The 25459-nt window shown below is 34.8% G+C and carries 20 protein-coding genes and 8 pseudogenes; 9 read left to right on the top strand and 19 right to left on the bottom strand.

Annotated features, from left to right (window positions below; all coding sequences use genetic code 11):
• Window positions 1-308 precede the first annotated feature (308 nt).
• From PSR14_RS29930 to PSR14_RS29895, 8 genes and pseudogenes are all read right to left on the bottom strand, one after another.
• Window positions 309-1558, bottom strand: a pseudogene (locus tag PSR14_RS29930) (IS3 family transposase).
• Window positions 1559-1627: 69 nt separating this feature from the next.
• A pseudogene (locus PSR14_RS29925) lies at window positions 1628-2409 on the bottom strand (Rpn family recombination-promoting nuclease/putative transposase).
• A 602-nt stretch (window positions 2410-3011) separates the two neighbouring features.
• A pseudogene (locus tag PSR14_RS29920) lies at window positions 3012-3366 on the bottom strand (hypothetical protein).
• 152 nt (window positions 3367-3518) lie between these two features.
• Entirely contained in the window at window positions 3519-3731 is a 213-nt protein-coding gene (locus tag PSR14_RS29915; RefSeq protein WP_098213972.1) for a hypothetical protein, read from the bottom strand.
• Between the two features lie 32 nt (window positions 3732-3763).
• Window positions 3764-4085: pseudogene (locus PSR14_RS29910) on the bottom strand (hypothetical protein).
• A 128-nt stretch (window positions 4086-4213) separates the two neighbouring features.
• Window positions 4214-4509: pseudogene (locus PSR14_RS29905) on the bottom strand (hypothetical protein).
• A gap of 6 nt (window positions 4510-4515) precedes the next feature.
• Window positions 4516-4836 carry a hypothetical protein gene (locus PSR14_RS29900; RefSeq protein ID WP_277505803.1) on the bottom strand — a complete coding sequence of 107 codons (321 nt, stop codon included), beginning with the start codon at window positions 4834-4836 and terminating at the stop codon, window positions 4516-4518.
• Between the two features lie 18 nt (window positions 4837-4854).
• Window positions 4855-5439, bottom strand: a complete 585-nt coding sequence (locus PSR14_RS29895; RefSeq protein WP_098213970.1) for a hypothetical protein — start codon at window positions 5437-5439, stop codon at window positions 4855-4857.
• A gap of 365 nt (window positions 5440-5804) precedes the next feature.
• On the opposite strand from PSR14_RS29895, the gene PSR14_RS29890 reads away from it, so the two are divergent.
• Window positions 5805-7034: an IS110 family transposase gene (locus PSR14_RS29890; protein ID WP_113732350.1), complete on the top strand. Its 1230-nt coding sequence runs from the start codon at window positions 5805-5807 to the stop codon at window positions 7032-7034.
• A 211-nt stretch (window positions 7035-7245) separates the two neighbouring features.
• Here the strand turns inward: PSR14_RS29890 and PSR14_RS29885 are convergent, their stop codons facing one another.
• The 5 genes and pseudogenes from PSR14_RS29885 to PSR14_RS29865 form a co-directional block, all read right to left on the bottom strand.
• On the bottom strand, window positions 7246-7431 hold the full coding sequence (locus PSR14_RS29885; RefSeq protein ID WP_097825708.1) for a hypothetical protein: 186 nt from the start codon (window positions 7429-7431) through the stop codon (window positions 7246-7248).
• Window positions 7432-7465: 34 nt separating this feature from the next.
• Window positions 7466-8098, bottom strand: a pseudogene (locus tag PSR14_RS29880) (SpaA isopeptide-forming pilin-related protein); the annotation flags it as partial.
• Window positions 8099-8290: 192 nt separating this feature from the next.
• Entirely contained in the window at window positions 8291-10120 is a 1830-nt protein-coding gene (gene ltrA / locus PSR14_RS29875; protein WP_392355918.1) for a group II intron reverse transcriptase/maturase, read from the bottom strand.
• Between the two features lie 816 nt (window positions 10121-10936).
• Window positions 10937-12799 (bottom strand): annotated as a pseudogene (locus PSR14_RS29870) (SpaA isopeptide-forming pilin-related protein); the annotation flags it as partial.
• A gap of 165 nt (window positions 12800-12964) precedes the next feature.
• Entirely contained in the window at window positions 12965-13201 is a 237-nt protein-coding gene (locus PSR14_RS29865; RefSeq protein WP_000881199.1) for a helix-turn-helix transcriptional regulator, read from the bottom strand.
• Window positions 13202-13324: 123 nt separating this feature from the next.
• Between PSR14_RS29865 and PSR14_RS29860 the strand changes: the two genes are divergently transcribed.
• The gene (locus tag PSR14_RS29860) at window positions 13325-13960 is read left to right on the top strand and encodes a helix-turn-helix domain-containing protein (protein WP_000185548.1); all 636 of its coding nucleotides are present in this window, start codon (window positions 13325-13327) and stop codon (window positions 13958-13960) included.
• A gap of 469 nt (window positions 13961-14429) precedes the next feature.
• Here PSR14_RS29860 and PSR14_RS29855 read toward each other — a convergent pair whose 3' ends face one another.
• Window positions 14430-15596: an AimR family lysis-lysogeny pheromone receptor gene (locus tag PSR14_RS29855; protein WP_098487643.1), complete on the bottom strand. Its 1167-nt coding sequence runs from the start codon at window positions 15594-15596 to the stop codon at window positions 14430-14432.
• Window positions 15597-16037: 441 nt separating this feature from the next.
• Between PSR14_RS29855 and PSR14_RS29850 the strand changes: the two genes are divergently transcribed.
• From PSR14_RS29850 to PSR14_RS29835, 4 genes are all read left to right on the top strand, one after another.
• The gene (locus tag PSR14_RS29850; RefSeq protein WP_098487642.1) at window positions 16038-17039 is read left to right on the top strand and encodes a Replicase RepFR55; all 1002 of its coding nucleotides are present in this window, start codon (window positions 16038-16040) and stop codon (window positions 17037-17039) included.
• A gap of 1061 nt (window positions 17040-18100) precedes the next feature.
• On the top strand, window positions 18101-19027 hold the full coding sequence (locus PSR14_RS29845) for a site-specific integrase (protein ID WP_098487641.1): 927 nt from the start codon (window positions 18101-18103) through the stop codon (window positions 19025-19027).
• A 149-nt stretch (window positions 19028-19176) separates the two neighbouring features.
• The gene (locus PSR14_RS29840; protein WP_277505745.1) at window positions 19177-19845 is read left to right on the top strand and encodes an IS6 family transposase; all 669 of its coding nucleotides are present in this window, start codon (window positions 19177-19179) and stop codon (window positions 19843-19845) included.
• Window positions 19846-20049: 204 nt separating this feature from the next.
• On the top strand, window positions 20050-20592 hold the full coding sequence (locus PSR14_RS29835) for a hypothetical protein (RefSeq protein WP_098487640.1): 543 nt from the start codon (window positions 20050-20052) through the stop codon (window positions 20590-20592).
• A 49-nt stretch (window positions 20593-20641) separates the two neighbouring features.
• On the opposite strand, the gene PSR14_RS29830 is transcribed toward PSR14_RS29835, so the two are convergent.
• The 3 genes and pseudogenes from PSR14_RS29830 to PSR14_RS29820 form a co-directional block, all read right to left on the bottom strand.
• Window positions 20642-21061, bottom strand: a complete 420-nt coding sequence (locus PSR14_RS29830; protein ID WP_098487639.1) for a hypothetical protein — start codon at window positions 21059-21061, stop codon at window positions 20642-20644.
• A gap of 27 nt (window positions 21062-21088) precedes the next feature.
• Complete coding sequence (locus PSR14_RS29825; protein WP_098487638.1) at window positions 21089-22255, bottom strand: ParM/StbA family protein; 1167 nt, start codon at window positions 22253-22255, stop codon at window positions 21089-21091.
• Window positions 22256-22523: 268 nt separating this feature from the next.
• A pseudogene (locus PSR14_RS29820) lies at window positions 22524-22767 on the bottom strand (hypothetical protein); the annotation flags it as partial.
• A 67-nt stretch (window positions 22768-22834) separates the two neighbouring features.
• Here PSR14_RS29820 and PSR14_RS29815 point away from each other — a divergent pair.
• Window positions 22835-23104 carry a transposase gene (locus tag PSR14_RS29815; RefSeq protein WP_277505737.1) on the top strand — a complete coding sequence of 90 codons (270 nt, stop codon included), beginning with the start codon at window positions 22835-22837 and terminating at the stop codon, window positions 23102-23104.
• Between the two features lie 155 nt (window positions 23105-23259).
• Window positions 23260-23817, top strand: a complete 558-nt coding sequence (locus PSR14_RS29810; RefSeq protein ID WP_277505736.1) for a hypothetical protein — start codon at window positions 23260-23262, stop codon at window positions 23815-23817.
• A 15-nt stretch (window positions 23818-23832) separates the two neighbouring features.
• Here the strand turns inward: PSR14_RS29810 and PSR14_RS29805 are convergent, their stop codons facing one another.
• Together PSR14_RS29805 and PSR14_RS29800 are read right to left on the bottom strand one after the other, a co-directional pair.
• Window positions 23833-24096 carry a type II toxin-antitoxin system RelE/ParE family toxin gene (locus tag PSR14_RS29805; protein WP_002163075.1) on the bottom strand — a complete coding sequence of 88 codons (264 nt, stop codon included), beginning with the start codon at window positions 24094-24096 and terminating at the stop codon, window positions 23833-23835.
• Window positions 24065-24322: a hypothetical protein gene (locus PSR14_RS29800; protein ID WP_001007679.1), complete on the bottom strand. Its 258-nt coding sequence runs from the start codon at window positions 24320-24322 to the stop codon at window positions 24065-24067. Before PSR14_RS29800 ends, PSR14_RS29805 begins: the two co-directional genes overlap by 32 nt.
• A gap of 152 nt (window positions 24323-24474) precedes the next feature.
• Here PSR14_RS29800 and PSR14_RS29795 point away from each other — a divergent pair, with 152 nt between their 5' ends.
• Window positions 24475-25395, top strand: a complete 921-nt coding sequence (locus tag PSR14_RS29795; RefSeq protein ID WP_262727201.1) for a tyrosine-type recombinase/integrase — start codon at window positions 24475-24477, stop codon at window positions 25393-25395.
• Window positions 25396-25459: the final 64 nt, after the last annotated feature.

Below are 25459 nucleotides of genomic sequence, written 5' to 3'. Positions count from 1 at the left end.
AGGTATACTGTGAAATGAAGAGCAATCTGTAAGGGTTAGTTGCTAGATATAGTGAGTTTACGCAGAGAAAAGATACAGTCACGGATTATCGTGGCTGTATTTTTTTTGGGGGAGTGTTCCCACAACACACTCTATACATATAGGCTTTTCTTTTGTATGGTAGAAGCTATTTTGATATGATATATACGTACAAACACTTGCAAAATCACAAACACAACAAAGACAGTCTGGCATAACTGTCTTTGTTGTGTTTTTTCGTAAAAAGAGGCGGTCCAAATGAACTGACCCCAAAAAGTTAGACAAAGAAGTTAAGCGACTGATTGGATGTGAGTCCGGTATTGTACTGGACTCATTCCATTTAACTTTGCTTTAATTCTTTTGTGATTGTAATAATGAATATAATCCTCTAATTCTATCTTAAAATGCTTCATACTTTCAAACTCTTTAAGATAGAATAATTCAGACTTTAATAAGCCAAAGAAGTTTTCTATGACGGCATTGTTTAAACAGTTTCCCTTACGGGACATACCTTGGATAACTTTATGTTTTTTTAATGATTGTTGATATATCTTCATCTGATAATGCCATCCTTGATCAGAATGAAGAATAGGAGTTTCTCCATCATTTAAGTGTGTAAAGGCTTTATTAAGCATTTTTGATACAAGTGAATACACAGGTCTATTTTCTATATTGTAAGCTATAATCTCCCCGTTATATAAGTCTAAAACAGGAGATAAATATAGTTTTTTACCATGGAGATGAAATTCAGTGACATCTGTTACCCACTTTTCATTAGGCTTTGATGCATTAAATTCACGCTTCAAAATATTCTTTGCGAATTTCCCTACTTCTCCCTTATATGAACGGTATTTTTTTATACGAACCATGCATTTTAATCCAATAATATTCATTAAACGACGAACTGTTTTATGGTTGAATATATATCCCCGGTTACGTAATTCTAATGTGATACGACGATAACCGTATCTGCCATAATTCTCTTCAAAAATCTCTTGGATTAATTCTTTAATGTTCTTATATTTATCTGGACGTTCCATTTGTTTAATCCAGTAATAGTACGTACTGCGGGCAATACCAGCGATTTTCACAAGGTCGATGATTTTGTATCCGTGTCTTAATTCATAAATTACCTGTGCTCTGTCTTGATCTGTGATTTGTTCTTTTTCTGAACTAAGGCATTTAACTTTTTTAAATAATCATTTTCCATACGTAAAAGTTCATTTTCTACTTGTAGTGCTTCTATAGACCCTTGAACTAGCACTGTATCTTTTTTTGACTGTACCTAACCTTCTTATTTTTCATAGCTGGACGTCCCTTGTGTATCCATATATTTAAGCACATCTAGTTTATACTGAAGCGAATAAGTTGTATAGCGTTTTTCAAAAGCTTTTTCTCCAAATGCCTCATATTGTTTGATCCACTGATAAATTACACTAGAATGAATCCCTAGAGATTTAGCAAGCCTTTTTCCACTATCTATTTCATTAAAATATTGTTTCACTATCTGTATCTTTTCTTTAGGAGAAAACTTTCCCATAAAAAAATACACCTCCAATTGTTAATTGTGTCTAACAATTGGGGTGCACATCACAAAAGACCGCCTCTTTTATGCCTGCTCTATGATTTTCTTTACTTCTTCAATCGTGAGTTCACTGGCTTGTGCAATGGTTTCTATTGGGACTTGTAAACGATGCATACCGAGAATCATTTGATGTTTTCCCTGTTGAACGCCTTGTTCAAGTCCTTTTTTCATGCCTTCTTCTCGCCCTTTATTTAACGCATGTGCAATACCTGTTGCTTCATCCATCAAATATCTTTTCGCGTGCTTCATATGCTTGACGGAACGAAACATCTTGGCTCATATGCTCCCATTTATCCATTGCCTTTTGTAAAATTGGATCCTGATTCATCGCAATCGCCTCCAGAGTATGTGTTAAATGCTCATCTTCATTGGCTGGTAATAGTAATAACCACCGAACAAAAGAATCTTCCCATGGATTTACTTTTTCCTCTCGCCACTGCTGTAGCAATTTTGGAATTTCCACGACATGAATTTCGATATCATCACTTAAGAGTTGCTGCTGTTGCATATTCCACAGTTTCCCCGTCGTATGAAATGCTTCATAGTCTTTAAACATGACAAAGTTCAATAAGTTGATTGTAATGGTTTTATGCAATGAGCTGTAAGGCATTCCCTTTTTTAATTGAGATGCATAGAGCTTACTCCAATAATATAGGGAACGCTTTAAAAGGTATTCAACTGGATTTCAATGAATCAGCTAACATTGCATTTAGAAATGTTAACAAAATATCTTCGCTTCCGGATGTCCCGAATAATTGTTTAAAGGCAAAATCAATACGTAAATTGACCAATTTTTGATTGGACATGGGATTCCTCTCCCTGTCTGATAAGATCTCTTTTTTCTTATTGTACATAAAAACAAATTGAGCATGCAAACAGGCTCTTATGATTAACATAAGAGCCTCACTGCAGATACATACAATAGATTAGATAACGACCATAACTTGACTTGAAAAACACCTAAAAATTTTCACAAAAGAAATCATATTTAGTATACATCTAATTAGAAATATATACAAAAAACGGTGAAACACATCGCTTTTTCATCATTGATTTATAATATACTTGCGGATTCGGTTTGTGCAACAAGCTATGTAGGGATAATATACGTTTCACAATCAGCACATTTTCTGAAAGTAGCATGTCTTACTACTCATAAGACATGCTATGTTAATAATGTTCAAATAAAAAACGTCTTTTATGTGCTGATAAAAGACGTTTTTTTTATGCCTAAAACCGCATAATAGAGTTCTTGCTTGAGCTTCTTTAGTATACAACAAATTAGCCATGAGTGCTTTATTTTTCTACGTATGTATAAAACTTTTCTAACACGTATTTCATTGAACTACTCACCACTTATCAGTCCTTACAATTTAATTAAACTTTTTTATGAAAATAGAACTATGATCTACCATCGTTCTCCTTTTAATTGGACTTCTGCTGATCTCCGATCCATGATTGTGGTACAAAGTTCAGTAATAAGTTTTCCATGATCAAAGATAATTTGATTCTTGGTATATGGATCAATGTATTTTCCAAAACCCTTACTGAGTGTACCTCCGCTTCCCATTATCGTGAATGAATCCTGAAAAGATGGTTTTCTCTTTGTTATAGACTTTATAGTATTCAAGCATTGAGCATAAAGATCTCACTAAATCACGGAGCATTTCTTCCAAATCAGGATACATATCTTTTGCTATTTCTTCATTCAGAATAAAATCCATTCCCTTGTCTGTCACATCAAATCGAAATAAAAAAATCATTACTTTCACCCCGCTGATTCATAGATTTTTCTATCATAACAGAAAATCTACTCCCATCCCAACCACTTGAATGATTCATTTCATCATATAATCTAGCTATTTCAATCAGCAGAAGCACAATTTTCTTATGTTTTGTATCCAAAATAGATTTTTCACTTTTGTAAGCCTGTATATTGAACTTCTTCTGAAACAAATAAACTTGCGGAATTCATTTTTATACTACATTTTCCTAATCGCCGCTTTACTTCTGACTCTAATTTTTTATTTGCTTCCTCTAAAGAACTTGCTGGAATAATCGTAGATTGTGAGTCTGTTACCTTGCCACTGTACATCACTGAAAAGTTCAATTCATATTGATGTATCAAGATTCCTCCACTCCTTCTCCCCTTAAATTTCCTCACAGATTATTCTTACTTGTTGCTTCTTCTTGCAGTTTTTGAAGCGTATGCATTTGCGGTACATACCAGCTTTTTCTTAATCGCATGATCGTAATTCCTACAATTAGAATCAAAAAGGCTTGTAGGAAAATATCTTGTGTTTCCCATAACGTGCACAAATATAGAAGACTTCCCGAACAAAAATAATACATGGCCAATAATAGATGTATATTTGCGATTATTATTTGTTTCTTTCTTTCCAATTGCGGCTATTCCTGCTAAAACAACTGTACAAACTCCTATACTTAACAAAATATATGCAATAACCTTTAAAAAAAGCATCCCCCCCCCCTCTTTTTCTCTAAAATCTCATTTGAACCACTTAAAAGCCTGAATAAAGATCGTAATCTTATTTGATACCAAATGTATTAATAATCTCTTTAAAATCAATTACAAGCGAATTTGAAGCGTCATTTTTTCTGAAAGGGAAACTTTTTATGTTGAAAATCATATATACTTTGTTTTCCAACACATCCAATTGAAAACCCTGTAAAAAAGTTGCACCAACAATTTTTAATCCCCATTGCCACATGTTTTCCTGTAAAAAATGGTGCGAAACATAGAGACATACCCCTGTACAAATAATGATCCAGATTCCATATTCATCATATTTTCTCTGTTCTAACTTTTGTTCTTGGAACGGATATACCTGGATAAATAAAAAGGCTATCAGCAAAACTGACAGCCCAATTCCCAATACAATCATTCTTTATCACCCCATTTTATAGTGCTTCTGTAACAATTGCTTTACACGTGCCGCATACATTCTAAAATAAGGAATATTTTGTGCGGCAACCTTTCCAAAATCCGTTTGCATTAATGTTTCTTCTAACAGTTTGAACTCGAATTCTAAAAATGTATCATGCTGTTTTTGAATCGAATGCGGGATGTTATGCAAAGCATCCGCAATTTCTCGCACATATGTCACACTGGATTCATCTTGGCTTGAATAGGAAAATACATTTCGAATCAATACAAACGTTTCTTGCAATACTTCATACCCGATATGATGCAATACATTTTGATCTACCAACTCCCCTCATTCCTTTCTCTATGGCCCTTCAATTCCTGTATTGATTTGAAACTCGTAATTTTCTACAAACGATTTGTCACCTTCTAATATTAAATTTAATTTCATTGTGTGTTTTTCTTGTTGTTCTGTTCCATCAACCGTTACAAGATAATCATATTTAACCGTTACATCCGCTTTATTATCAGCGGTTTTGATGTAGTACATATCTGTTATCTTCGCTTTCGTTTGAATATGCATAGAGCCATCATCTTGTATATGGTTATGTCCATCATCTGGCGCGTTTAATAATTTGTTTCGTGCCTCTCCTGTTATCATTTCTTTGATTTTCTCAAATCCTGGCTTTTCTTTTTGTTTGTTATCATTCTGTATTAACAGCTCAACAAACTGTTTCGCCACTTCTTGCCCTTTATCTTGGGTATTTTCTGTTAAAACTGTCACGCGCTTTTCCAATGCTCGATTTTCTGTTTTTAGCTCTTTTACTTGTTCCGTCCATTTCTTTTCCGTTTGCTCGACTTTATGCTGTAAGGTGCGATTTTGATTCCATAACCATACACTGATACCCACTAGTACAACTATGATTAAACCAACGATTCCCTGTTTCATCCCTAATCCTCGCTCGTATATTATATTTAAGCTGTTATTTCAGCTCTAAATTCCCTTAATAAGAGACCCGTAAATTAATACTTGGACGTCTCAAGATATTTCTAGATAATGATAGTAGGATCATTTGGGACAATTCTAAATCCTCCTGTGGATATACCACATAAAAAAGAGTGTTTCTCAGTGAACGTGCGGGACTCCCTACTCGCAGGCTGAGCAGCCTGACCCTCGAACCTAGATGTTAGTAGCTCTAAGGCGGCTTTCGATTCAGGACAAGCTCTCATACACGAGGTTGTTGGTCGGCGTACACACTAGAGATATCTCGAGACGTCCAAGAAATGATTCTAAATCGAAAGGAGGTCTCTTACGTGAGATTATTTGTTGGTCTAGATGTAAGTTCGTTTGATATAAAAGTTTGTATTCTAAATGGTGAAGGAGAAAAGCTAGACTCCTTTTCAGTCAATAATGATTTACCAGGTGCCACAGCGCTCAAAGAGCGATTATTAAAGCACATAGCCAATCAAGAGGTTGGAACCTTTAAAATCGGCTTAGAATCCACATCTGTTTATAGTTTTCATCCATCTATGTTTCTTCACTATGATGAGGACTTACAAAGCTTTGGAGCAAAGGTATTTTTGATGAATCCCAAACAAATTGCAAATTTCAAGAAAAGCTATTCTGACATGGATAAAACAGATGAGATTGATGCCTTTGTCATCGCTGATTACTTACGCTTTGGACGGAATCAAATGTCCATCGTAAAAGAAAGTCAATATATGGCACTCCAGCAATTAACAAGATCTCGTTATCAGCTCGTTAGAATGTTGACAAAAGAAAAACAACATTTTTTACAACACCTAAGTTATAAATGTAATACGTTCTCACAAGAGGTGGACTCTTCTATATTTGGCAACGCCATGATGGAATTGTTCCTTGAAAAATTCAGTCTAGAAGAGCTAGCCAACATGCCTTTAGAAGAACTCGCTGAGTTCCTACAAGTAAAAGGGAAAAACCGATTTGGTGACCCAAAATGTGTGGCATCAACCGTTCAAAAGGCTGTTCGCTCTTCTTATCGTTTGGATAAGGTTGTGGAAGACTCCATCGATGTCCTTCTCGGAACATCTATTGCGGTAATTCGTACCTATCAACAACAAATCAAAGAACTAGAAAAATCCATTAAGCGAATCATGGCTGGATTGCCTCAAACACTTGAATCCATTCCTGGAGTGGGGCCTGTGTTCGCCGCTGGTATTCTCGCTGAAATTGGTCAAATCGAAAGATTTGATGATGAAACCAAGGTAGCAAAATATGCCGGGTTATATTGGCGTACGCACCAGTCTGGTCGATTCACCGCAGAAAACACTTCATTATCTCGTAATGGAAATCATTACTTGCGGTATTACTTAGTTGAAGCCGCCAACTCTGTAAGAAGGCATGTATCTGATTACCAAGAATATTACGTGAAAAAATATAATGAAGTACCAAAACATCAACACAAACGTGCACTCGTTCTAACCGCAAGAAAACTTGTGCGATTGGTGGATGCGCTACTACGTAGTCACCAACTCTTTACGCCAGAAAGGTGCGTGAAAGTGTGACATAAAACTTGTCATCGCTACCTTTCAATTAATTTCTAGTAAATTACATGTATTACTGGTCTAGTTTCGTGATGTCTTTTTTAAGTAAATAGGACTTTGATAACTAAAAATTCTGTTGTTTTTCAGTTGACATACTACCGCAGGTCTGTATTGTTTTATCTTTCTATATCGTTAAATAGAAATATTCTGTACATCTAAGAGGTTTCATTCATTATGAAGCTACTAAATCTAATTCTTCTAAATCTGTAGAAAGGATCGTAATTTCTTGTTGGTGCTCTTTGATCAGAACATGTTGGATATTTTTTCGCAACTGAAACCCATCTTCCACCAATGCAAGTAAATATGATTTTGTATATTTCCTATCATTGATTTGATAATGTACATCAAATATGCACATTTGATCCCGCCCTCCCTTATCAGTTGAGAGTTTTTTAAACTTCTTGATTCTTACGTTTTCTAAATGCGTAAACAGCTAGGATGCTACCAAGAACGACAAATGTAACACCAATCCATTTCCAATATGGATTTTCAGCCTTGCCGCCTGTTGTTGGTAAATGACTTTCTACTTTCTTAGGTTGTTCTTTCATCGGTTGTGGTTGTTTTACAATATTTTGTGGTTTCTCTGGTGTTGGTACAGGTTTTTCAATGACCTGTGGTGTTTGTGGTTTCTCTGGTTGTGGTGTTTCTGGTGTTGGTGGAACTTCTTTTTTCTGATCTGCTACAACATGTTTGATAATCTCACCATCTGTTTTAATTTCAAAAGAGAATGTCTCTTCATTGATTAAATATCCCACTGGCGCGAATGTTTCTTTATATGTGTAATTACCAGCTGGTAATTTCTCAAACTTTGCAATGCCTTGTTCGTTTGTTTTTCCTTTTACAACTTCCTGACCTTGCTCGTTATAGATCGTAAACTCTGCACCTGGTAACTTGTTGTTTCCATCGGCCACATCTACTTTTGTAATTTCTAAGCTACCCTCAATCTTTTTGTTTTTTACAATGTGTTTAATAATTTCACCGTCTGTTTTAATTTCAAAGGAGAATGTTTCTTCATGTGACACATATGTGTACCATCCTAAATCGAGCTCTCTCTAACTTAAGTAGGTACTTTGTTGTGATAGGTAAGACTTTGATGTTATCTCTATCTTTTCCCCCACCTCACACCGTGCATGCGACTTTCACCGCACACGGCGTTCCATCGATTTGCCGACTCCCTCCTTCGGGATTCGATGCACGCTGTCCTCACGGACAGTCATTCATTTTACAAATTCCGCTCTTTTTAATACTTCTTGGAATTTCAGGATTTTCTCTTTAACCTTTGCATTTACGTTTTCGGGAATAGTTGAACTATGGATTACATAATGACAACTTGCACAAACCCACGCTAGATTAGAAACCTTATTTATTTTATTAAGTTCTAAACTTTTGTTCACATGATGACAATGTTTATCATGTTTGTACATCAAGTTCTCCCCACAACATCTGCACTTGCCTTTATCACGATTAAAAGCGTACTCACGGTTCATATAGTATTCAAAGTTGTAAATCGACTTGTTATATACTGCCATCTTCAACTCATCCGAAGTATTTATAGAAGGTCTGTTTTTAGGTAATGGTTTATTCTTTTTCTTTGATTTAACATATAGTGTTCTGCCCACTTCTGTGTATGGAGTCATTTTCTCATCAAATGGATGTTTCTCCCATTCTGAATGTGTAATATATGCCTTTGTTATACCTATCCACATACCATCGTGTTCAATTGCAAATGTTTTATCATTGTATTTTTCATGGCGATGAGGTAAGTTATTTAATTCTTTCATTTTGACTCTCATATCTGCACCTGCATTTGGATACATATACTTCCAGGTATAATAACAGCTATGATTTATCCTAATATCTATCGCTCTAAAAGCCTTTGAACAAATACCCGACTTAATATACTCTGCAATTCCCATGATAACTGAATTGATATAGTGAATTTGAGCAATCTTCGTATTCGGAACAGTCAACTTTTTCAGAACATTTATTTCGTTACAAAGATTAGTAATCTTTTTGTTTAGCTTCTTCATGTTCGGAAATGCTTTGCCAACTAGATTTCCTGTCTTAGAACCTCTAGCTTTTTCAGCTCTTATCACAAATCCTAAGAACTCTGCTCCGTTCACTCTCATATCCGTTATTTTAGTTTTTTCTTCGGACAGTTCTAATTTCAAACGATGTTTAAAATATTTTGTGAGTTCCTTCTTAAGCCGCTGCGCTTCGGACATTTTAGATGTAAGTATAATCCAATCATCAGCATATCTGATATTAAATTTTCTATTTTTTCCTTGATTTCGCAACCTGCGAATATCATTACCCTTGCGGGTACACTGTCTATGAGGTTCGCAATATTGTCTACCTACAAACCAATCAAAATCATTGAGGTATACATTGCTAAGTAATGGAGATATAATTCCACCTTGTTGTGTACCGACCTCGCTTGAGCAATATATATCATAGTCAATGTATCCAGATTTCAACATTTGTTTGATAATTGAAATAACCCTTTTGTCGTGTATCCCTATTTTCCAAAGTTTTTGTAGTAATATCCTATGATTTATATTGTCAAAACAACCTTTTATATCGCCTTCCAGTGCAAAAACTAGTTTGTTCTCAGTCTTGGAAGGAATACTCATTTTGTGAGTGATGTCCTTTATCGCATGTTTTTGAGCCCTGTAAGGTCTAAAACCATAACTATGAGGGTAAAATTTCGCCTCACATATTGGCTCTATTATGATACGAACACACTCTTGAATGATTCTATCTAATATAGTAGGAATTCCAAGTGGACGTTCTTTACCGTTCTCTTTCTTGATATACATTCGCTTTGCTGGTTTTGGCTTGTAATTCTTTAGGTTATTTTGAATGAGGTTTACTAGGCATTCCTTTGGCATTTGTAGATATTTATCCATCTTATTTTTGTCTACACCAGCGGTCTTGCTGCCTTTATTCGCTTTAATGTTGTGAATAGCAGTGACTATTGTCACTTCGCTTGATATTGCTTCTAATAATCCCGTGATTACTTTGTTTTCTTTTGATTTAAGATACAAAAAATCCTGTAATTCTTTTAATTCAGCTTCGCATGAAAAATTGACGTTTAAATGTATAAGATTTCCTCCTATAGTTCGTCACTCATATTTCAGAGAGTTGTTATTTTTCTTTCGCGAAATTTGTAATACAAACCGACTAGTCCCCTTCGCCGTAAGGCGTTTCAACCTCGTGTAATTGGCTTTCCCAATCTCAGACTACTATGGGACTGCTGACACTTACGTATTTCACTGCCCTGTTAAACTCCGTACGCAAGCTCTCAAACGTTCCTAACTACCTATCCATAATGAAATCCTTAGGTTGTTACCATATACCGTGGAAATTTAACATACTTTGAACCACAGTTGTTGTATGTTTTTGCAAATTATTTCAAATTTGCACATGTATATTAAAAGGCTGATAATATACATCTTTCCATTTGTTCTGCCTTTCGACAGCGCACCTTACGATACCGCATAACTTCCACTACGTGTAACCATAGATTTCGGAGGAGCGCTCCATTAGTCCATATATATCAGTCATGATACACTTAGAACATCAGGCTACTTTTTACCACGCTTTATACCATTGATAGTAACAGCTACCAAACGCATAGTGGATTATCCTCTCGTGCTATCTCCGACTTTGACGTGTCGTATGTAGGTCACTACCTAGACCTACTAATGATATTGGTTCCGCACGGCAAGAAAGCTATCTTTCAACTTTCTTGAATTCAGTAGTTAAGTTCTCATCAGCTCATTCTTAGTTATACTAAGTGTTTCTGATGGTTAAGTTTCATTACACCTGTCAGATGTAACTTATTTAAAACGTTTCGCACAACCTTGTGGTGCAAGTGTTTCTTTATATGTGTACTTTCCTGCTGGGAGCTTATCGAACTTCGCAATGCCTTGTTCGTTCGTTTTTCCTTTCACGACTTCCTGGCCTTGCTCGTTATAGATCGTAAACTCTGCACCTGGTAACTTGTTGTTTCCATCGGCTACGTCTACTTTTGTAATTTCAATTGATCCTCTAATCTTCGTATTCTTTGCAACTAGCTCAATTGTTTTCCCGTTTTCAGTGATGCTAAACGGAATCGGCTCTTTTACCAGCACATAGCCCGCTGGTGATGTCTTTTCAATGAATTGGTACTTTCCGAATGGGATATTATCAATTTTGATTAACCCGTTTTTGTCTGTTTTATGCTCACTGATTTTCTTACCTTTTTCATCAGCTAGGATAAAAACAGCACCTTCTAATTTCGTTTTTCCGTCTTCATCTACTTTTAAGACCTGTACATTTCCTTTTACTTGATCGTTTTTCACTTCGAATGTAAGTGTTTGATTATGCTCTTTTACTTCAAATGGATACTTTGTTTGATTTAATAAGTAACCTTCTAATCCTTTCGTTTCCTGGAAGTAATACTTTCCAAACGGAAGAGAATTCACTTTCGCAATCCCTTCTTGATTTGTAGTTACTTTTGTGACTGCCTTTCCTTCTGGCGTAAATACTGTAAATTCAACGCCTGGGAGAATCTTGCCTGTATCACTTACTTTTTTAATCTCAATATTGCCTTTGATCTGTACATTTTTCATTTCAACAACAGCAATTTCACCTGTTTTCACTTCAAAAGGCTTTGGTGTAGCATCTAACACATATCCAACAGGTGCTTTCACTTCTTTTACAGTGTATGTGCCAAGTTCTAAGTTCCCCATTTCAGCGATACCGTTTTTGTCAGCTGTAATCGTTCCCATAACTTGTTGATTGCTGTTTGCGATTTCAAATACTGCGCCTGGTAGTGGCTTTTTGCTTTCATCCACTTTCATCACTTTTAAGGCGCCATTTGCTTTCCAGAATACTTGTAAGTCTGTGCTTACTTGTTCTGTACTGCGCTCTAATAATACAGTTACATCTTGAATCGTACTTGTTCCTTTATATACGATTGCATGAACATTCGTTAGATTTGAAACGATTTTTAGAGATAGTTCACTACTCTTAGAGGATTTTGGTACTTGAATACGGAACTTTTCTCCTAGTTGGAATGTTTCTTTCACTTCACCTTGTTCTGTGACAATACGTGTGCCTTGTGGCGCATTGTTCATTTGTACTTGAAATGTACCTTTTTTCGCATTTGTTTGAACGTTATATGTTGTTGTTTCGAAATATTCACCGTTTAATTGGGCTTCTTGTTTATCCGTTGGAATGACATTCATCCAAACATCTTGTGTATCCTGGCTTTGATTTGCCGCATGAATGATGTTCTTTGCCGCTTTTTGAACAGCCGCATTTTTGAACTGTAATTCATCAACAGAAATCTGGCCAAGTGCATTCCAAAGAGCTAATTGGGTTGCGTAATGGGCTTCTTTCCAATTGGAAACTCCTAAATTTTCTGGTGTTTTCTGTGGATACCCATTCATTAAGACACGATAGGATACATCATCTGTTTTGCCCGCTTCGGGTAAATCCTCTCCATTTGGGGATTTTAAACCGTATACCAGACAATACGCAATTTGACCACTAGCGTTCTTTAAAAGCTCTGTACGAACATCTTTCCCATACTGCGGACTATAGGCCCAATCCATCTGATACCTTTCTCGATTGATTACCTCCGCACTGGCTTGATTCAGTGGAATCAAGAAGCTCATAATGAATAAAAGTACACTCGTAAAGAGTAGTAGTGTTTGATACGATCGTTTCAAAACCATTTTTTACAGCTCCTTTAGGATTATTCAGTTTTCAAAGAACAGAATATTTAGAATTTTATCTTTCTAAATATAGAACAATATACTTTAGTCATAATTATTTCGTCTTTTAGCCGAATTTCATTTACAATACACTTAGATAGATGTAATCAATAACATGAGGTTTATTCATTCTGTGATGGGTATTGCACGATAATATGTTGGTCTGAAAAGTTTCTCGATCGGAACTTCAAGGAAATCAGCTATTTTTTTAGCTTTATTGTCTTTCAGACTCCTTCTTCCAATTTCAACATCATATAATGTGCCGATCGGAATTTTAGCGCCTTTGGAAACTTCCTTAATACTTAAACCTTTGGATTCCCTGTATTCTCGTACAACGGTTTTGTTTTCATGTGACGCTAGCATTTTTTCACCCTCCCTTCCCTTAATTACATTGTATTCGGCTTAAAGTTGAAAGTCAACACAAAACGAATAACTTTTATTCAAAAACGCAATTTTATTTTAAAATCCATGCAAAGGAGTTTAATTATGACCAATACATTTCTAGGACAAAACCTTAAATATCTCAGAAACTCACAAAAGCTAACTCAAAAAGAGCTAGCTTCCAGAATTGATATCTCTTATTATGCTTATAACAATTGGGAAAATGATTTAAGGGAACCAGATTTGCTATCTTTAAAAAAGTTTTCTATTTACTATGACCTTCTTATTGATGAATTAGTTAATACACAAATAATTTCATCAGATTCTATAGAAATACAAAATCAAAAACTAGATATGATAAAAAAATTAGAAAAAAAAGATGTACTAAAACCACTTGAAGAAAACTTAAAAAGACTAAGATCATTAAAAGGACTAAGTCGCAAGAAAATCGCAGAAGAATTAAATACTCCTTATAGTACCTATGCTGGTTGGGAAAATGGATTCAGAGAGCCTGACATTTCCACGCTCAATAATATAGCTTCATACTATAAAGTAAGTATAAATGATTTATTGAATCCAGAAGCGGCCGTTAGGGATGAAGATACATTAAAGCTCATCTCGCGCTTATCTAAAAACTTATTTGAAACATACATAAGCGTTCCAGATGAGCATAGAGCTGAATTAGAGAAAAAATTGATTGCCTATATGAATGAATTTAAATCTCAAAAAAAGATCAAATGAGTTTAGTTAAAGTAAGTACGTTTAAATTAACCTGTCTTTTCTATATTTTCCCCTGTACTTTCTTGTTTACATATTTGAATTAAGTCCATATATAGGTTGAAAATAGTATATACATCAGTTGTACAACAATTATTCTTAATGTTTTGCTCTAACCAACGAATATTTAATTCCATGACAATGCCACGTCCTTTTCTTATAATTTAAGAATCAGTGTCAAGGTGGTGTATTTTTTTTACAGAATCAAAAATCGCACCACCCCCTAAAAAGTACGAAAGACGCTACAATAAGTAGCGTCTAATCATTTCAAAATTCAGTTTTTTAAATTTACACTCAACCAGTCCCAGGGTCTACCATCATATAAGATGTAGTTAAAGAGGGATTATCTTGAACCTTAGCAAACTTTTGAACAGGTTCGTTATGTAAGGAAGTTACTGAAATCCCTAAGATAAGTAACATGCACATTAAATATTTAGTCAACTAAATTCACCTCGCTTTTCAATAGCGCTTGTTTCACACCTCTAGCATAAAACAAGTTTCCAGATCTTTCAAAAGATATTAATGCCTCTTTTAAACCTTGTATGTCTCCAATTACTTTTGAATAAGAATATAATTGATGTGCACTAAATCCATTTTGTTCCAAAATTTTATACATTGCAAGCCCTTTTTCTCGATCTCCATGTAAACATTCATAATGAGCGTGTTCGCCAGTATGAATATAATCAAAATCAATCTTATGAAGATTAAAATTATTTTCAATATAAAGATGTGCCAATGTTGTTTTAAAAGCAAAATATTTTTGAGATTTTCTAGGGACATGGATATTATCAAGAAGCTCCAAAGCTGATTCCATGTGCATTTCTGCCTTCAAAGGGTCCTCATATATGTAACTCTCTCCCAAACAACCTTTTGCAACAGCCTTAATCATCGGAATTTCTAAGTCTGATTTTAAGATTGATTCACAAACTTCTCTACATTTGTCAATTTTGTCACTCAACAAATATATATAAGCAAGCCTCTCTTTATATTGCATATATAAATGATCTTTTATATATGTCTGTTTAATGTCTTTTATAAATTTTTCAGCGTCTTTTGCGAAGGGAGCAACTGCATTTGATTCGTCCTCATCATACATAGCCACAGTATAAAGCAAATTTGATAACGCTTGACACTCTGCATTAGAAGAAAGTTTCAAATTTTTAATTTCATCAACTATTTTTTGCCCCTTAATTTCATTTTTATTTCTTCGATTAAATAAATCATAAATTAATAGGTACTGACTCACACTATCCGTATTAATATGTTTTTTTATTAATACATCTATAATCTCATAATCTCCAGAAACATGCGAATAACACAAGGCTTTCCTAATGTTCAAAGGACTTTTTATTAAGAGTATAAAGGTATTAATTTTTTGACGTCTTACCTCTAAATTGTCATATAAGATACTAACCACTTTTAAAAAGCTGTCTAATTTCATTTCATATTTGTTTTTACATTCAATTGCCCTAGTTATCTTTTCTCTACTTACTCCCGATAATTTGGCTATTTTACGTAATGTATATTTTTCGTTTATTTTTTGTGATATTTCATCCATAAGATGTTTCATTGTAGTTTCTTTTGTAATGATCTCGTTCATAGTGACAATTCCTCCTCACTAAACCCTATTAGCCCTTTACAAAATTTTAACATATCTTCATGTTTTTTATTTTAGAATATTACGAATCTTTGGCAACACGGTTGAAAAATAAATACTGAAAATTCCGAAAATTTATATTGGAATTTCGAATAGGTTTTATTCATCTTTTATTGATATTTTGCGAGGAACGTTTTACAATACAAATATAACAACAAAAAAAAATAAACCCACCTCGAGCTTTTATCTGGCTGAAGTTTGGCGACGACACCAGATAAAAGCTCCCTAACAGGGTTCATTCACATAAAAAATTTATATGATTTTTTTTAGTATCATACTTGATACTGAAATTATACCATATTGTATATGTAATGTGAATATAGAACCTCTGTTTTTCCAGCATTTTTCTGTTTATTTTAGGTGGGAAAAATAGGAGGTTTTTTTATGCTACTAAATAACTTTTTGCTAAGTACAGCAAAACGAGAATTAAGTCCAAACCTTGTTCATGTTCCTACAGGTGCTATCAATAAAACAGTACAAAAAGTAATTAAAGCTATTGATCTGATTCTTTTAGATACAGAAGGTAAAACCACTAAAGATTTCTTCGTACAAACACCACGCCGCTATAAAGCATTAGAAGTTGTTTTATCTTACCTAGTACAAGAAGGCTACTCTCAAATGAGACAAAATCAAATCAGTGAAAAATCGGGTATTTCTGTGCCGATCATCAACTTTATTCTGAATTGGTTAGAGGACCTTGAAGTATGCCATCAAATCAAAACAAGACGTCATGGTAAGATTGCACCATCTATTTACATATTAAGCCTCAATACCAATTATTTAAAAATCATTGAATATTTTAAGCAAAAATGGGCGTTTTCCATTGATATTTTTTCTACATTCACAAAGTTTCTATCTAAAAAACTAAGTAAAAAACAGGAGAAATCTACAGAACAAGCCGAAAAACCAACTGTGCCTACATGCCAGGGAATAGATATATTGGATGCTGTTTCTTCTACAAATGAAGAAGTAGAAGAACAGCCAATGAATGCCCCTAATTCGGGTGAAAAGCTAGAATTACGATTCCGCGAAATGGATGAGTTTATGAGTGAAGATCAAAAGAAACTGTATATGTATATCATAAGTAAAGATACAAATATCACTGAAAAGGATGCTTATACAATTGCATTACGTATGCCGCCATGCGTAGATTGGGAAGCAAGAAAGACTTTTGAGGACTGCGTACAGTTGTTTGAAGTAAACAAATCGCAAGTAAGTACACCTGCACATTTCATAACAACATATACAAAACAGTTAACTGCAAACAGAAAGCGTAGAGAGCAACAAGTAAAAGAACGCACAACAAATATGGCATTTGGAAAACCAATGAAGAGTCTAATACCATCAATGGATTTATTCAAAAAAATGATTGATCCAAACGCCTAAATCTCATTTTCTACAAAAAAATAATTGTTTTATAGCCTTGTTCAAAAAATTCACTCCTAACAAGGTTTTTTGTCATGCCACTCTTTATTTTAATAGATTAAACATAATATCAATCTATTAAATTTTTATAAATTCATAGTGTTTTTCACAACATATACACTATGAATTTATACTCGAATTGAACCTGCTCTTAAATCAGTAATTAAATAAGAAGAATTTTCTAATCCCTTGTGAGAGTAAGGCTTATTGAGCAAAAATAAATCCTAATGTATTTAATCATTTTAATTTTTTTTAAAACAAGATTTATTATAAAAAGTATCTCATATTGGGAACTATATTTTTCTAGATTTTTAAACATCCCCCCCAGATCAAACTAAATACCAAAATAGAACTCTTCTTGTCATTTAATATACAAATCTACGGAACACCGAATATCTGTAGACAGTATAAATACTATTATTCGTGATTTTTACCATGAATATATAGTACAGCACTTTAAAAACAAATGATCATTTCTGTTCATTATGAGCATTTCAGTAAAGAAAATAACCTCTGAATTAATTCAGAATAATATGAGATAAATCTACAGAATTAGTTGCGACAACATACTTAGGTTATTCTGAACTTATTCTTATCTTAAACTCATTGATAGAACTAGGTTCCGCGGAATATTTAGAAACTTAGATTTACCTTGAAGCTCTCCTGGTAAGGGTATCTTGATTCATAGCTGAATCAAGATACCCTTACCAGGCAGATTTTCAAAAAACTACGTAGGCGGGGCGGCGGCCATTCCCATTCCTCGCCTATCGTCCTCCCTCAACATCGGCCCATCATTCGCCTTCCACACATTCCAATACATCCACATATCCATCTATATCACAATTCTACGCCCTGTCTAGCCAGGCCCATATGTCTCCGCATAGCCCCGCAATGTCTCGGCTAGGGCATCCCAAGCAAGTCCCATCGGAAAACGTCACGACCTAGAATCCCTTATTGCCTGTTTGTGTGGTTCTCGTTTATAATTGCGGTACACAATTTTTATGACAAAGGAGTATATAAACATGACTTGGGAACTTTCCGTTGATGTTTTCCTTGCTGATCTGTTAAAACATGGCCGTAAATCTTCCACCGTTAAACAATACCGCTACGATCTCACCCTTTTTACATCATGGATTCAGAAACACGTCAAATTGCCCCCAGAATCGTTTTTTCGTTCTTTTGATACAAATATATTAGATAAATACTTAAAAGCTCTTAAAAGGGAACGTGGAGCGTCGATTTCTAATATCAAACGTGTACGAGGCATTCTGATTAACTTTTTACAATTTCATGGTGTGGCCCAGGATTTAAAAAGTGATGTCTCCCCTCCTGGACTGACTTCTAAACACTTTGCATCAGACAAAGAAATTAGAAAGCTATTCCGCGTCATGCGTAGTTATAACGGGTTAACCGACTACCAGGCGTCAGGCAGAAAGTTTATTCTGGAACGTAACCTTTTATTGATCCACTTCATGTTAGATTATGGGCTATCTATCCAGGACATTCTCACGCTATCCATGCATGATATACACTTTGGGAGTAATACGATTACCCCAGGAGGGCTACACGCCCACAAACGATCCATTACCCTTTCAAAAGAACATATAAAACTTGCCTTATCGTATTACAACAAGATTCCTAATCTTGTTAGACCGCGCCAACAAACGGGCGACCCCTTCTTTGTGGCGTTTGATTTCGGCCCGCAAACATTCCGCTGGGACTATGAAAACGATCAACCCGCCCCTTTAACTCGAATCGCTGTACAACGCATGTTACAGAAAGAAGCGAAACGCGCTGAAATCCATATAACGCCTACCATGCTACGGAACCGTTTTATATTAAATGCCCTACAGAATGGCATAAAGCCCATTGAAATTAAAACACTTTTGGGATTTAAAAGCGTTGAGGCTCTGCATAGATACGTTCAATTCTGGAATAAACAGCAATAAAATCACATACATAAAAACGGCTCTGGTACAAAAACTTCAGGCCACTCGCAAATACTCTCTTAAACTTGAACATACTGATACTCGTATTCTTAAAAAGGTGTGTGATTAGTATGAAAAAGGAAACTTCATTTCAATGGAAGCGCTATTAGCTGGATATTATTTTGTTAACTGTGCGCTGGTACCTACGGTACAATCTCAGTTTTCATGATTTGATAGAAATGATGGAGGAAAGAGGCCTATCCCTGCCTCATACAACGATTATGCTTTGGGTCCATCAATATGGGCTGAAGTTAGAAAAGCGAATCCGACGTCATCTCAAACAAACGAATGCTTCCTGGAGAGTAGATGAAACGTACATAAATGTAAAAAGACAATGGATGTACCTATATCGTGCCGTTGCTTCTGAAGAGAACACGATTGATTTTTATCTCAGTAAATCTAGAAAGCATACGGCTGCAAAGCGGTTCTTCAAGAAGGCTTTGCGGTTTTTTTATGTTTTAAAACCTCATGTAATCACAGTTGATAAAAATCCCGCCTATCCCATTGCTATCAGCGGGTTGAAGAAAGAGAAAAAAATGCCGTTAGGCATGCCAATCAGGCAGATAAAATATTTAAATCACATCGTAGAGCAAGACCATCGTTTCATGAAAAGACGTATACACTCTATGTTAGGACTTAACTCTTTTCGCACAACTACATGTATTCTTGCAGAAGTAGAAGCCATGCATATGAGAAACAAAGAACAGATTGATTTACGGGATCAGTCTGTTCAAGCTCAAAAACAATTCATTTATCAACTATTTGGATTAACAACGTAAAGAACGATTCCGGTAGGAATCCCCATTGTTTTTTGGAATGTATCCTTTATTTGCACCAGAACCCGCTGGATTGTAAATTAAGCGGAAATTGAAAAGTAAAAAATTCTTGCTTGCAAGCAGAATAAAAAGTGTACAATAAGTATTAAGAATTAGTAAAATGATACTGCGGTGAGAGCATAGTAATGCTCTAATGGAGGTGATTGAATGGCGAAAAAAGATGATGTAGTAAGTGAAGTGCACTTAAAAACAATCGATGTTTCCCGTATCACCAATCTAGCAGAGAGTACAATCAGAAAATATAGCTTAGAACTCGAAAAACAAGGCTATGAGTTTAATAAAGATGGTGATACAAGACTGTATCATGCTGATGATGTGACAGTTTTTAATACTCTAAAAGAAATTAGAGAAAAAACTAAGGTTTCATTGAACCATGCTGTTAGCGTGTTGATGGCGCAACAAGCGCGCGCAACACGCCCTGTGTCGCATTCAGAGGTTGCTGTGACAAGGGAACGGAGTGAAGAAGGACAGTATGCGATACACTCTATATCAAACGAAATTCGGAATTTCTTAGGAGATATAAAGACGGAATTTATAAGTTTTCGAAAAGAACTTGAAGCAGAACGTGAAAAAAATCAGAAATTAGAAGAAAAACTGGATCTTATTATGATGGAATTAGAAAAAATCAACACTAAAGCTGATATTCCTAACCAAGAACCCAAAAGGAAGAAAATATTTGGGATATTTTAAATTGATACAAAACAAAAAGAGTTACTCTCATACAAGTAACTCTTTTGTCCTAGAAATCAGGGTCTTCTAAATCATCTTCATCTAATGATCCTGTAACATTGATATTGGCTATTAATTGTCCCATTTGACCTACGTCTTTTAATAAATCGTCTGCCAGAGAATTAGAGGGGTTCTCCTTGTTTTGCATAAAGACAGAAGATGCAGGAGCCACCTGGAGCTCTAAAATAGTTTGTTTAATATGTTTTATAGCGTTCATCATTTGTTCTTGATTTTTTGAGACTTTTAGAAGTTCTTTTTTTGTATCAAAAGGCTCTTTCTGAGTTAAGTCTTGTTCAACTAATTGGATAATATAAGCCGCAAGCTTTTTGGAGCGAGCTTTTTGCTCAAGGTGATTATAAACTTTATTGCTCATGTGATCTGTTCGAAGTCCGAAGACTGTTTGTTTCTCGGGCTTTTTAGTACGTCCCATAATGCGGCTCCCCCTTTCTGGTCATACTTATTTTTCTTTTTTTTGCAGAATTTCGCCACGACTTTTTACTTCAAGGCCATATAGATTTAATTTGCGTGAATCTGGTAAGAAAATATGATTTGCTTGAGCAATTTCAGCTCCATACATTTCTTCTATGACCTCGTGGATGCTAGATTCTAGTATTGGAGCAACACCACCGAAATAAATATATTTATAAACTTTATCAGCTGGTGCAGGCATTACATCTTGAATTTTTAAAATTATAAACTTAGCAAACTCTTTTAAAGAAGAGCGGATTTTTTCCGTTAAATCTACACGCTGGCCAGTATTTCCATCAACTAATTCCATTTTAGGTTTTTGGAAATTGTTTACTATAAATGTTTCAAATGAACGTAAATCAGAAAATTTTTCTAGGAACTTTTCTTTTCTTAATTTTTCAATATGAGATAGATAAGATAATTTGTCTATCGGTTGCATAGAATCACGGTTCTTAGGTGGTTTTAAACCAGCTGGTGATAATACTAAATCAATTGTTCCACCACCAATATCAACCAGTACTGTATCATTATTATCAAATTGTCTTGCTTCTTCACGATCTTCTAATTCAAAATCCTTTTTAATTGCTAAACGTGCAATTTCTCCTTCGATACGGCAAGTAGCCTTTCCTACAGTTATTTTTAATGTTTTTTCCATCCCTGGTGTATGTATTGTAACTTCATGTTCTCTAGCAAATCTTTCTGCCATGGCATTTTGGGCTTCACTAAATTTGGCTGTTCGTTTCAGTAACCATATAGGTAACATAGTTTGAAAATATTCAATTTCAATTATATTGTCATCTGATTCGTGCTGTTCATTAATAGCATGGTAGAAAGAAACAGCGGATAAAAACATCACATAAGGGATAGGACTAGTAATCTTGTCATGAAGTTTATTGACATGATTGTTAGCTAATGCATGCTTTGCAGCTTCGTCTCCAACTAAGAAGAATCTTTCTGTGTCTTCTCCTGGCATTGTTGTTGAAATAAGTAGGCGAGATAATAATTCTTTGGGATTAGTAATGGTTGCTACAAAATGAGAATCAGCTTCATCTTTACTGATTTCTACAACATTTGTAGGAATTTCGATATAGAAACCATCAATTAAGTTCATATCAAGTGAGTTTCCAGAATCCTTATTCATTATAGTGATCTTCATTAACTCTTCACTCCTTTAATTATCTTGTTAACAAGATAACATTTTTCCGTCATTATTGGAAGTGAATTCCCGAAATAAGTTAACAAATTAAAATAATTAAAACGACGATAAAACAAGGATTAATTGTTGTTATTTTAAAAATAACGATTAAAGTTAACAATAAAATCATTGTTAACTTTAATCGTTATTTAGATGTTTTTCATAATATATTTGTATCTTTTTGTTTTTTTGATACGACCTTTTCCTTATTAATGAATTGATCTGGCTTCTAAGAGTTCTGGTACCAATAAAGGATACATTCCAAAAAACAATGAGAATTCCTACCGGAATCATTCTTTCCGTTGTTAATCCAAATAATTGATAAATGAATTGTTTTTGAATTTGAACAGACTGATCCCGCAAATCAATCTGCTCTTTTTTCTCATATACATAGCTTCTACTCCTGCAAGTATACATGTAGCTGTGCGAAAAGAGTTAAGTTCTAACATAAAGTGTATACGTCTTTTCATGAAATGAGGTGGTACAGTAAAACTGGAACACAGTATAGAGATAAATTATTCTATATAAGAGGTGTTTCAGATGAAAAAACAGTATGATGAAATGTTTAAAAAACAATGTGTTGAATTGGTGGTTAAAGAACGGCGTACAATTTCGAGTATTCAAAGAGAATTTTATTTAGGACATGGGATCCTTAATTCATGGAGCAAAAAATATTCTTCTCCACTTTTAGATAATGAGGGAACCGATATGCAAGAACTACGTTCTTTACGAAGAGAAATCCAGGCGTTAAAAAAGGAAAATGAATTCCTAAAAAAGGCGGCAACCTTCTTTGCCAGCAACCAAAATTAACACGTTTTCAGTTTATAAGACCGTATAATCAAGTATTTGGAGTGCGCTGGCTTTGCCATCGATTACAAGTGTCTGTTAGTGTTTTTTACGACTATCTTCATCGTAAAACCACTGCAATTCAGAAAAAACGCAAAAAGACGGCGGCTTATATTGTTATGCAATTTAAACGTTTAAAAGGCAGACTGGGGTATCGAAACTTGTACCATTATCTTATAAATAAATTCGCTATGGTGAGCTTATCTCAAGTAAGACAAGCTCTATGCCAAGCTGGATTAAAATCAAAAGTTGTTACTTATTATAAGAAAAGAAAGCAAGAACATTATACATTTCCGAATGTACTAGAGCGTTCCTTTAAGCCTGGTATGCAAGACGTTCCAACTGTTGTATGCAATATCACAGAGGTTCGTTTAGCAAATGGGATGAAAGTATATTTTTGTGCCGCATTAGATATTGGCACCCGACGGGTGCTAGGCTATTCACTGGATACTCACCAAGATGCTCAATTAGTAAAAGATTCAATACTACAATACAACAAGTTAAAAATGCTTATAGCGGTCAAAAAAGGATTTTATTTCATAGTGATCAAGGATCACAATTTACCAGTTATAGGGGTATGTGTAGCAATAGAACAAAATCACGCAACAAGCATTAGCGGACATTATTCGCGCATAAAAAAAGGAAGATTCTTCAATGCAGAAAATCTTCCTCTTTAAAAATGCGTGTAAGTACTATTTATAGATGTCACCACGATTTCCAATGGCTTGTATGTATATGACTTTCTCATCATGATTTATTTCAAATAAAATCCGAAAAGTTCCAACCCGTAATCGATATAGATCTGTGTAGCCCTTCATACTTTTAATATCTCCTTCAGGAGGGATTTCAAGAAGTCCCTTCAATCCTTCAGCAATTCTTTTTTGTATTCCTTTTTCTTGCTTTGCAATAAATTTCACCGCGGACTTATGGTAAATCAATTTGTAGTCCGAATTCACGTTTTGCGTCCTCCCCTGATACATATCCTTCTTCACTATTTAGCTGTTCTATTTCTTGTGTAGACAATGGTTCATGATCCGGATCCGCCATATCAATTTTTTCCCAATCGTTAGGTTTCTTTTTTGAGCGTTGAACAAGAAATTCTAAAAAATCAAACGCTGCTTTTTCATCTTGTCGGTCAAGACGATCTATCAATTGATACAACTCATCTTTACGAATAGCCATGTGATGCACCTACCTTCGTTTTTTTGAATGTCCACTAATTAATATTAGTGGACATGAAGTACGAGAAAATAAATGTTTGATGTCCGCTAACATAATTGATAAGATTAAAATAGCATGTCCGCTAATGTAAGTCAATAAAAGAGGAGGTATTTATGCATTCCACTAAAATAATTTCTATACAAGCAACATCTTTGATTTCCGATTTTATTTCTAGCTTATCTCAAGAAGGAGATTTGCATACAAAAACACTAAAAGAATATACGAGTGATTTAAAAGATTTTGTATTTTGGTTTGAAAATGTGTGGGGAAAACATACTGAGGATACTCTTTTTCATCCAATAGAAGTTACCGCTCGCACTATTGCTCGATATCGAGAGCATATGCAAGTTACAAGATTACTAAAACCTTCTACGATTAACCGACGCATTAATTCGATCAAACGTTATTTTGACTGGGCTAAGCAAAAAGGACTGGTACAAACAAATTATTCAAAATCAATTAAGTTTGTACCAACAGAAAAAACGAGTCCCAAACGTATGTCAGATAAAGAAGAAGCCGCGTTAATGCATGCCGTTGAAAAATACGGCACACTACGTGACAGGGCAATGATTATTTTTATGCTTCATACTGGCCTTCGTTCAATGGAAGTGTGTGATGTTCAAATAAAGGATGTTATCATGAGAAAAAGAGGCGGCTATGTTGTTGTTCGGTCTGGAAGACGAAATAAACAGAGGGAAGTTCCTTTGAATAGTACAGCTCGTTGGGCACTAGAAGAACATATCAGATTAAGTGAGATTTCACAGAGTTATTTGTTTCCTTCTTCTAAAACAGGAAAACGCCTACAAGAAAGAGCGATCCGCCATATTCTTCAGAAGTATATTAGACTTGCAAAGTTAGAAGGATTTAGTGCCCATGATTTAAGGCATCGCTTTGGTTATGTGATGGCTGAACGCACACCATTACATCGTCTTGCACAAATTATGGGACACGATAACTTGAATACCACGATGATTTATGTAAGAGCTACACAAGAAGATTTACAGGGAGAAGTAGAAAAGATTGCCTGGAACTAAAGAATGCACATCATCTTACTCATTTGGTCATATGATACAAACTAAGAATTGTAACAGGAGGAAC

It is taken from the genome of Bacillus sp. A01H (assembly GCF_045277205.1).
GTDB lineage: Bacteria > Bacillota > Bacilli > Bacillales > Bacillaceae_G > Bacillus_A > Bacillus_A paranthracis.
The sequence above is the reverse complement of the archived record's forward strand: the minus strand, read 5'-3'. Positions and strand labels throughout refer to the sequence as shown.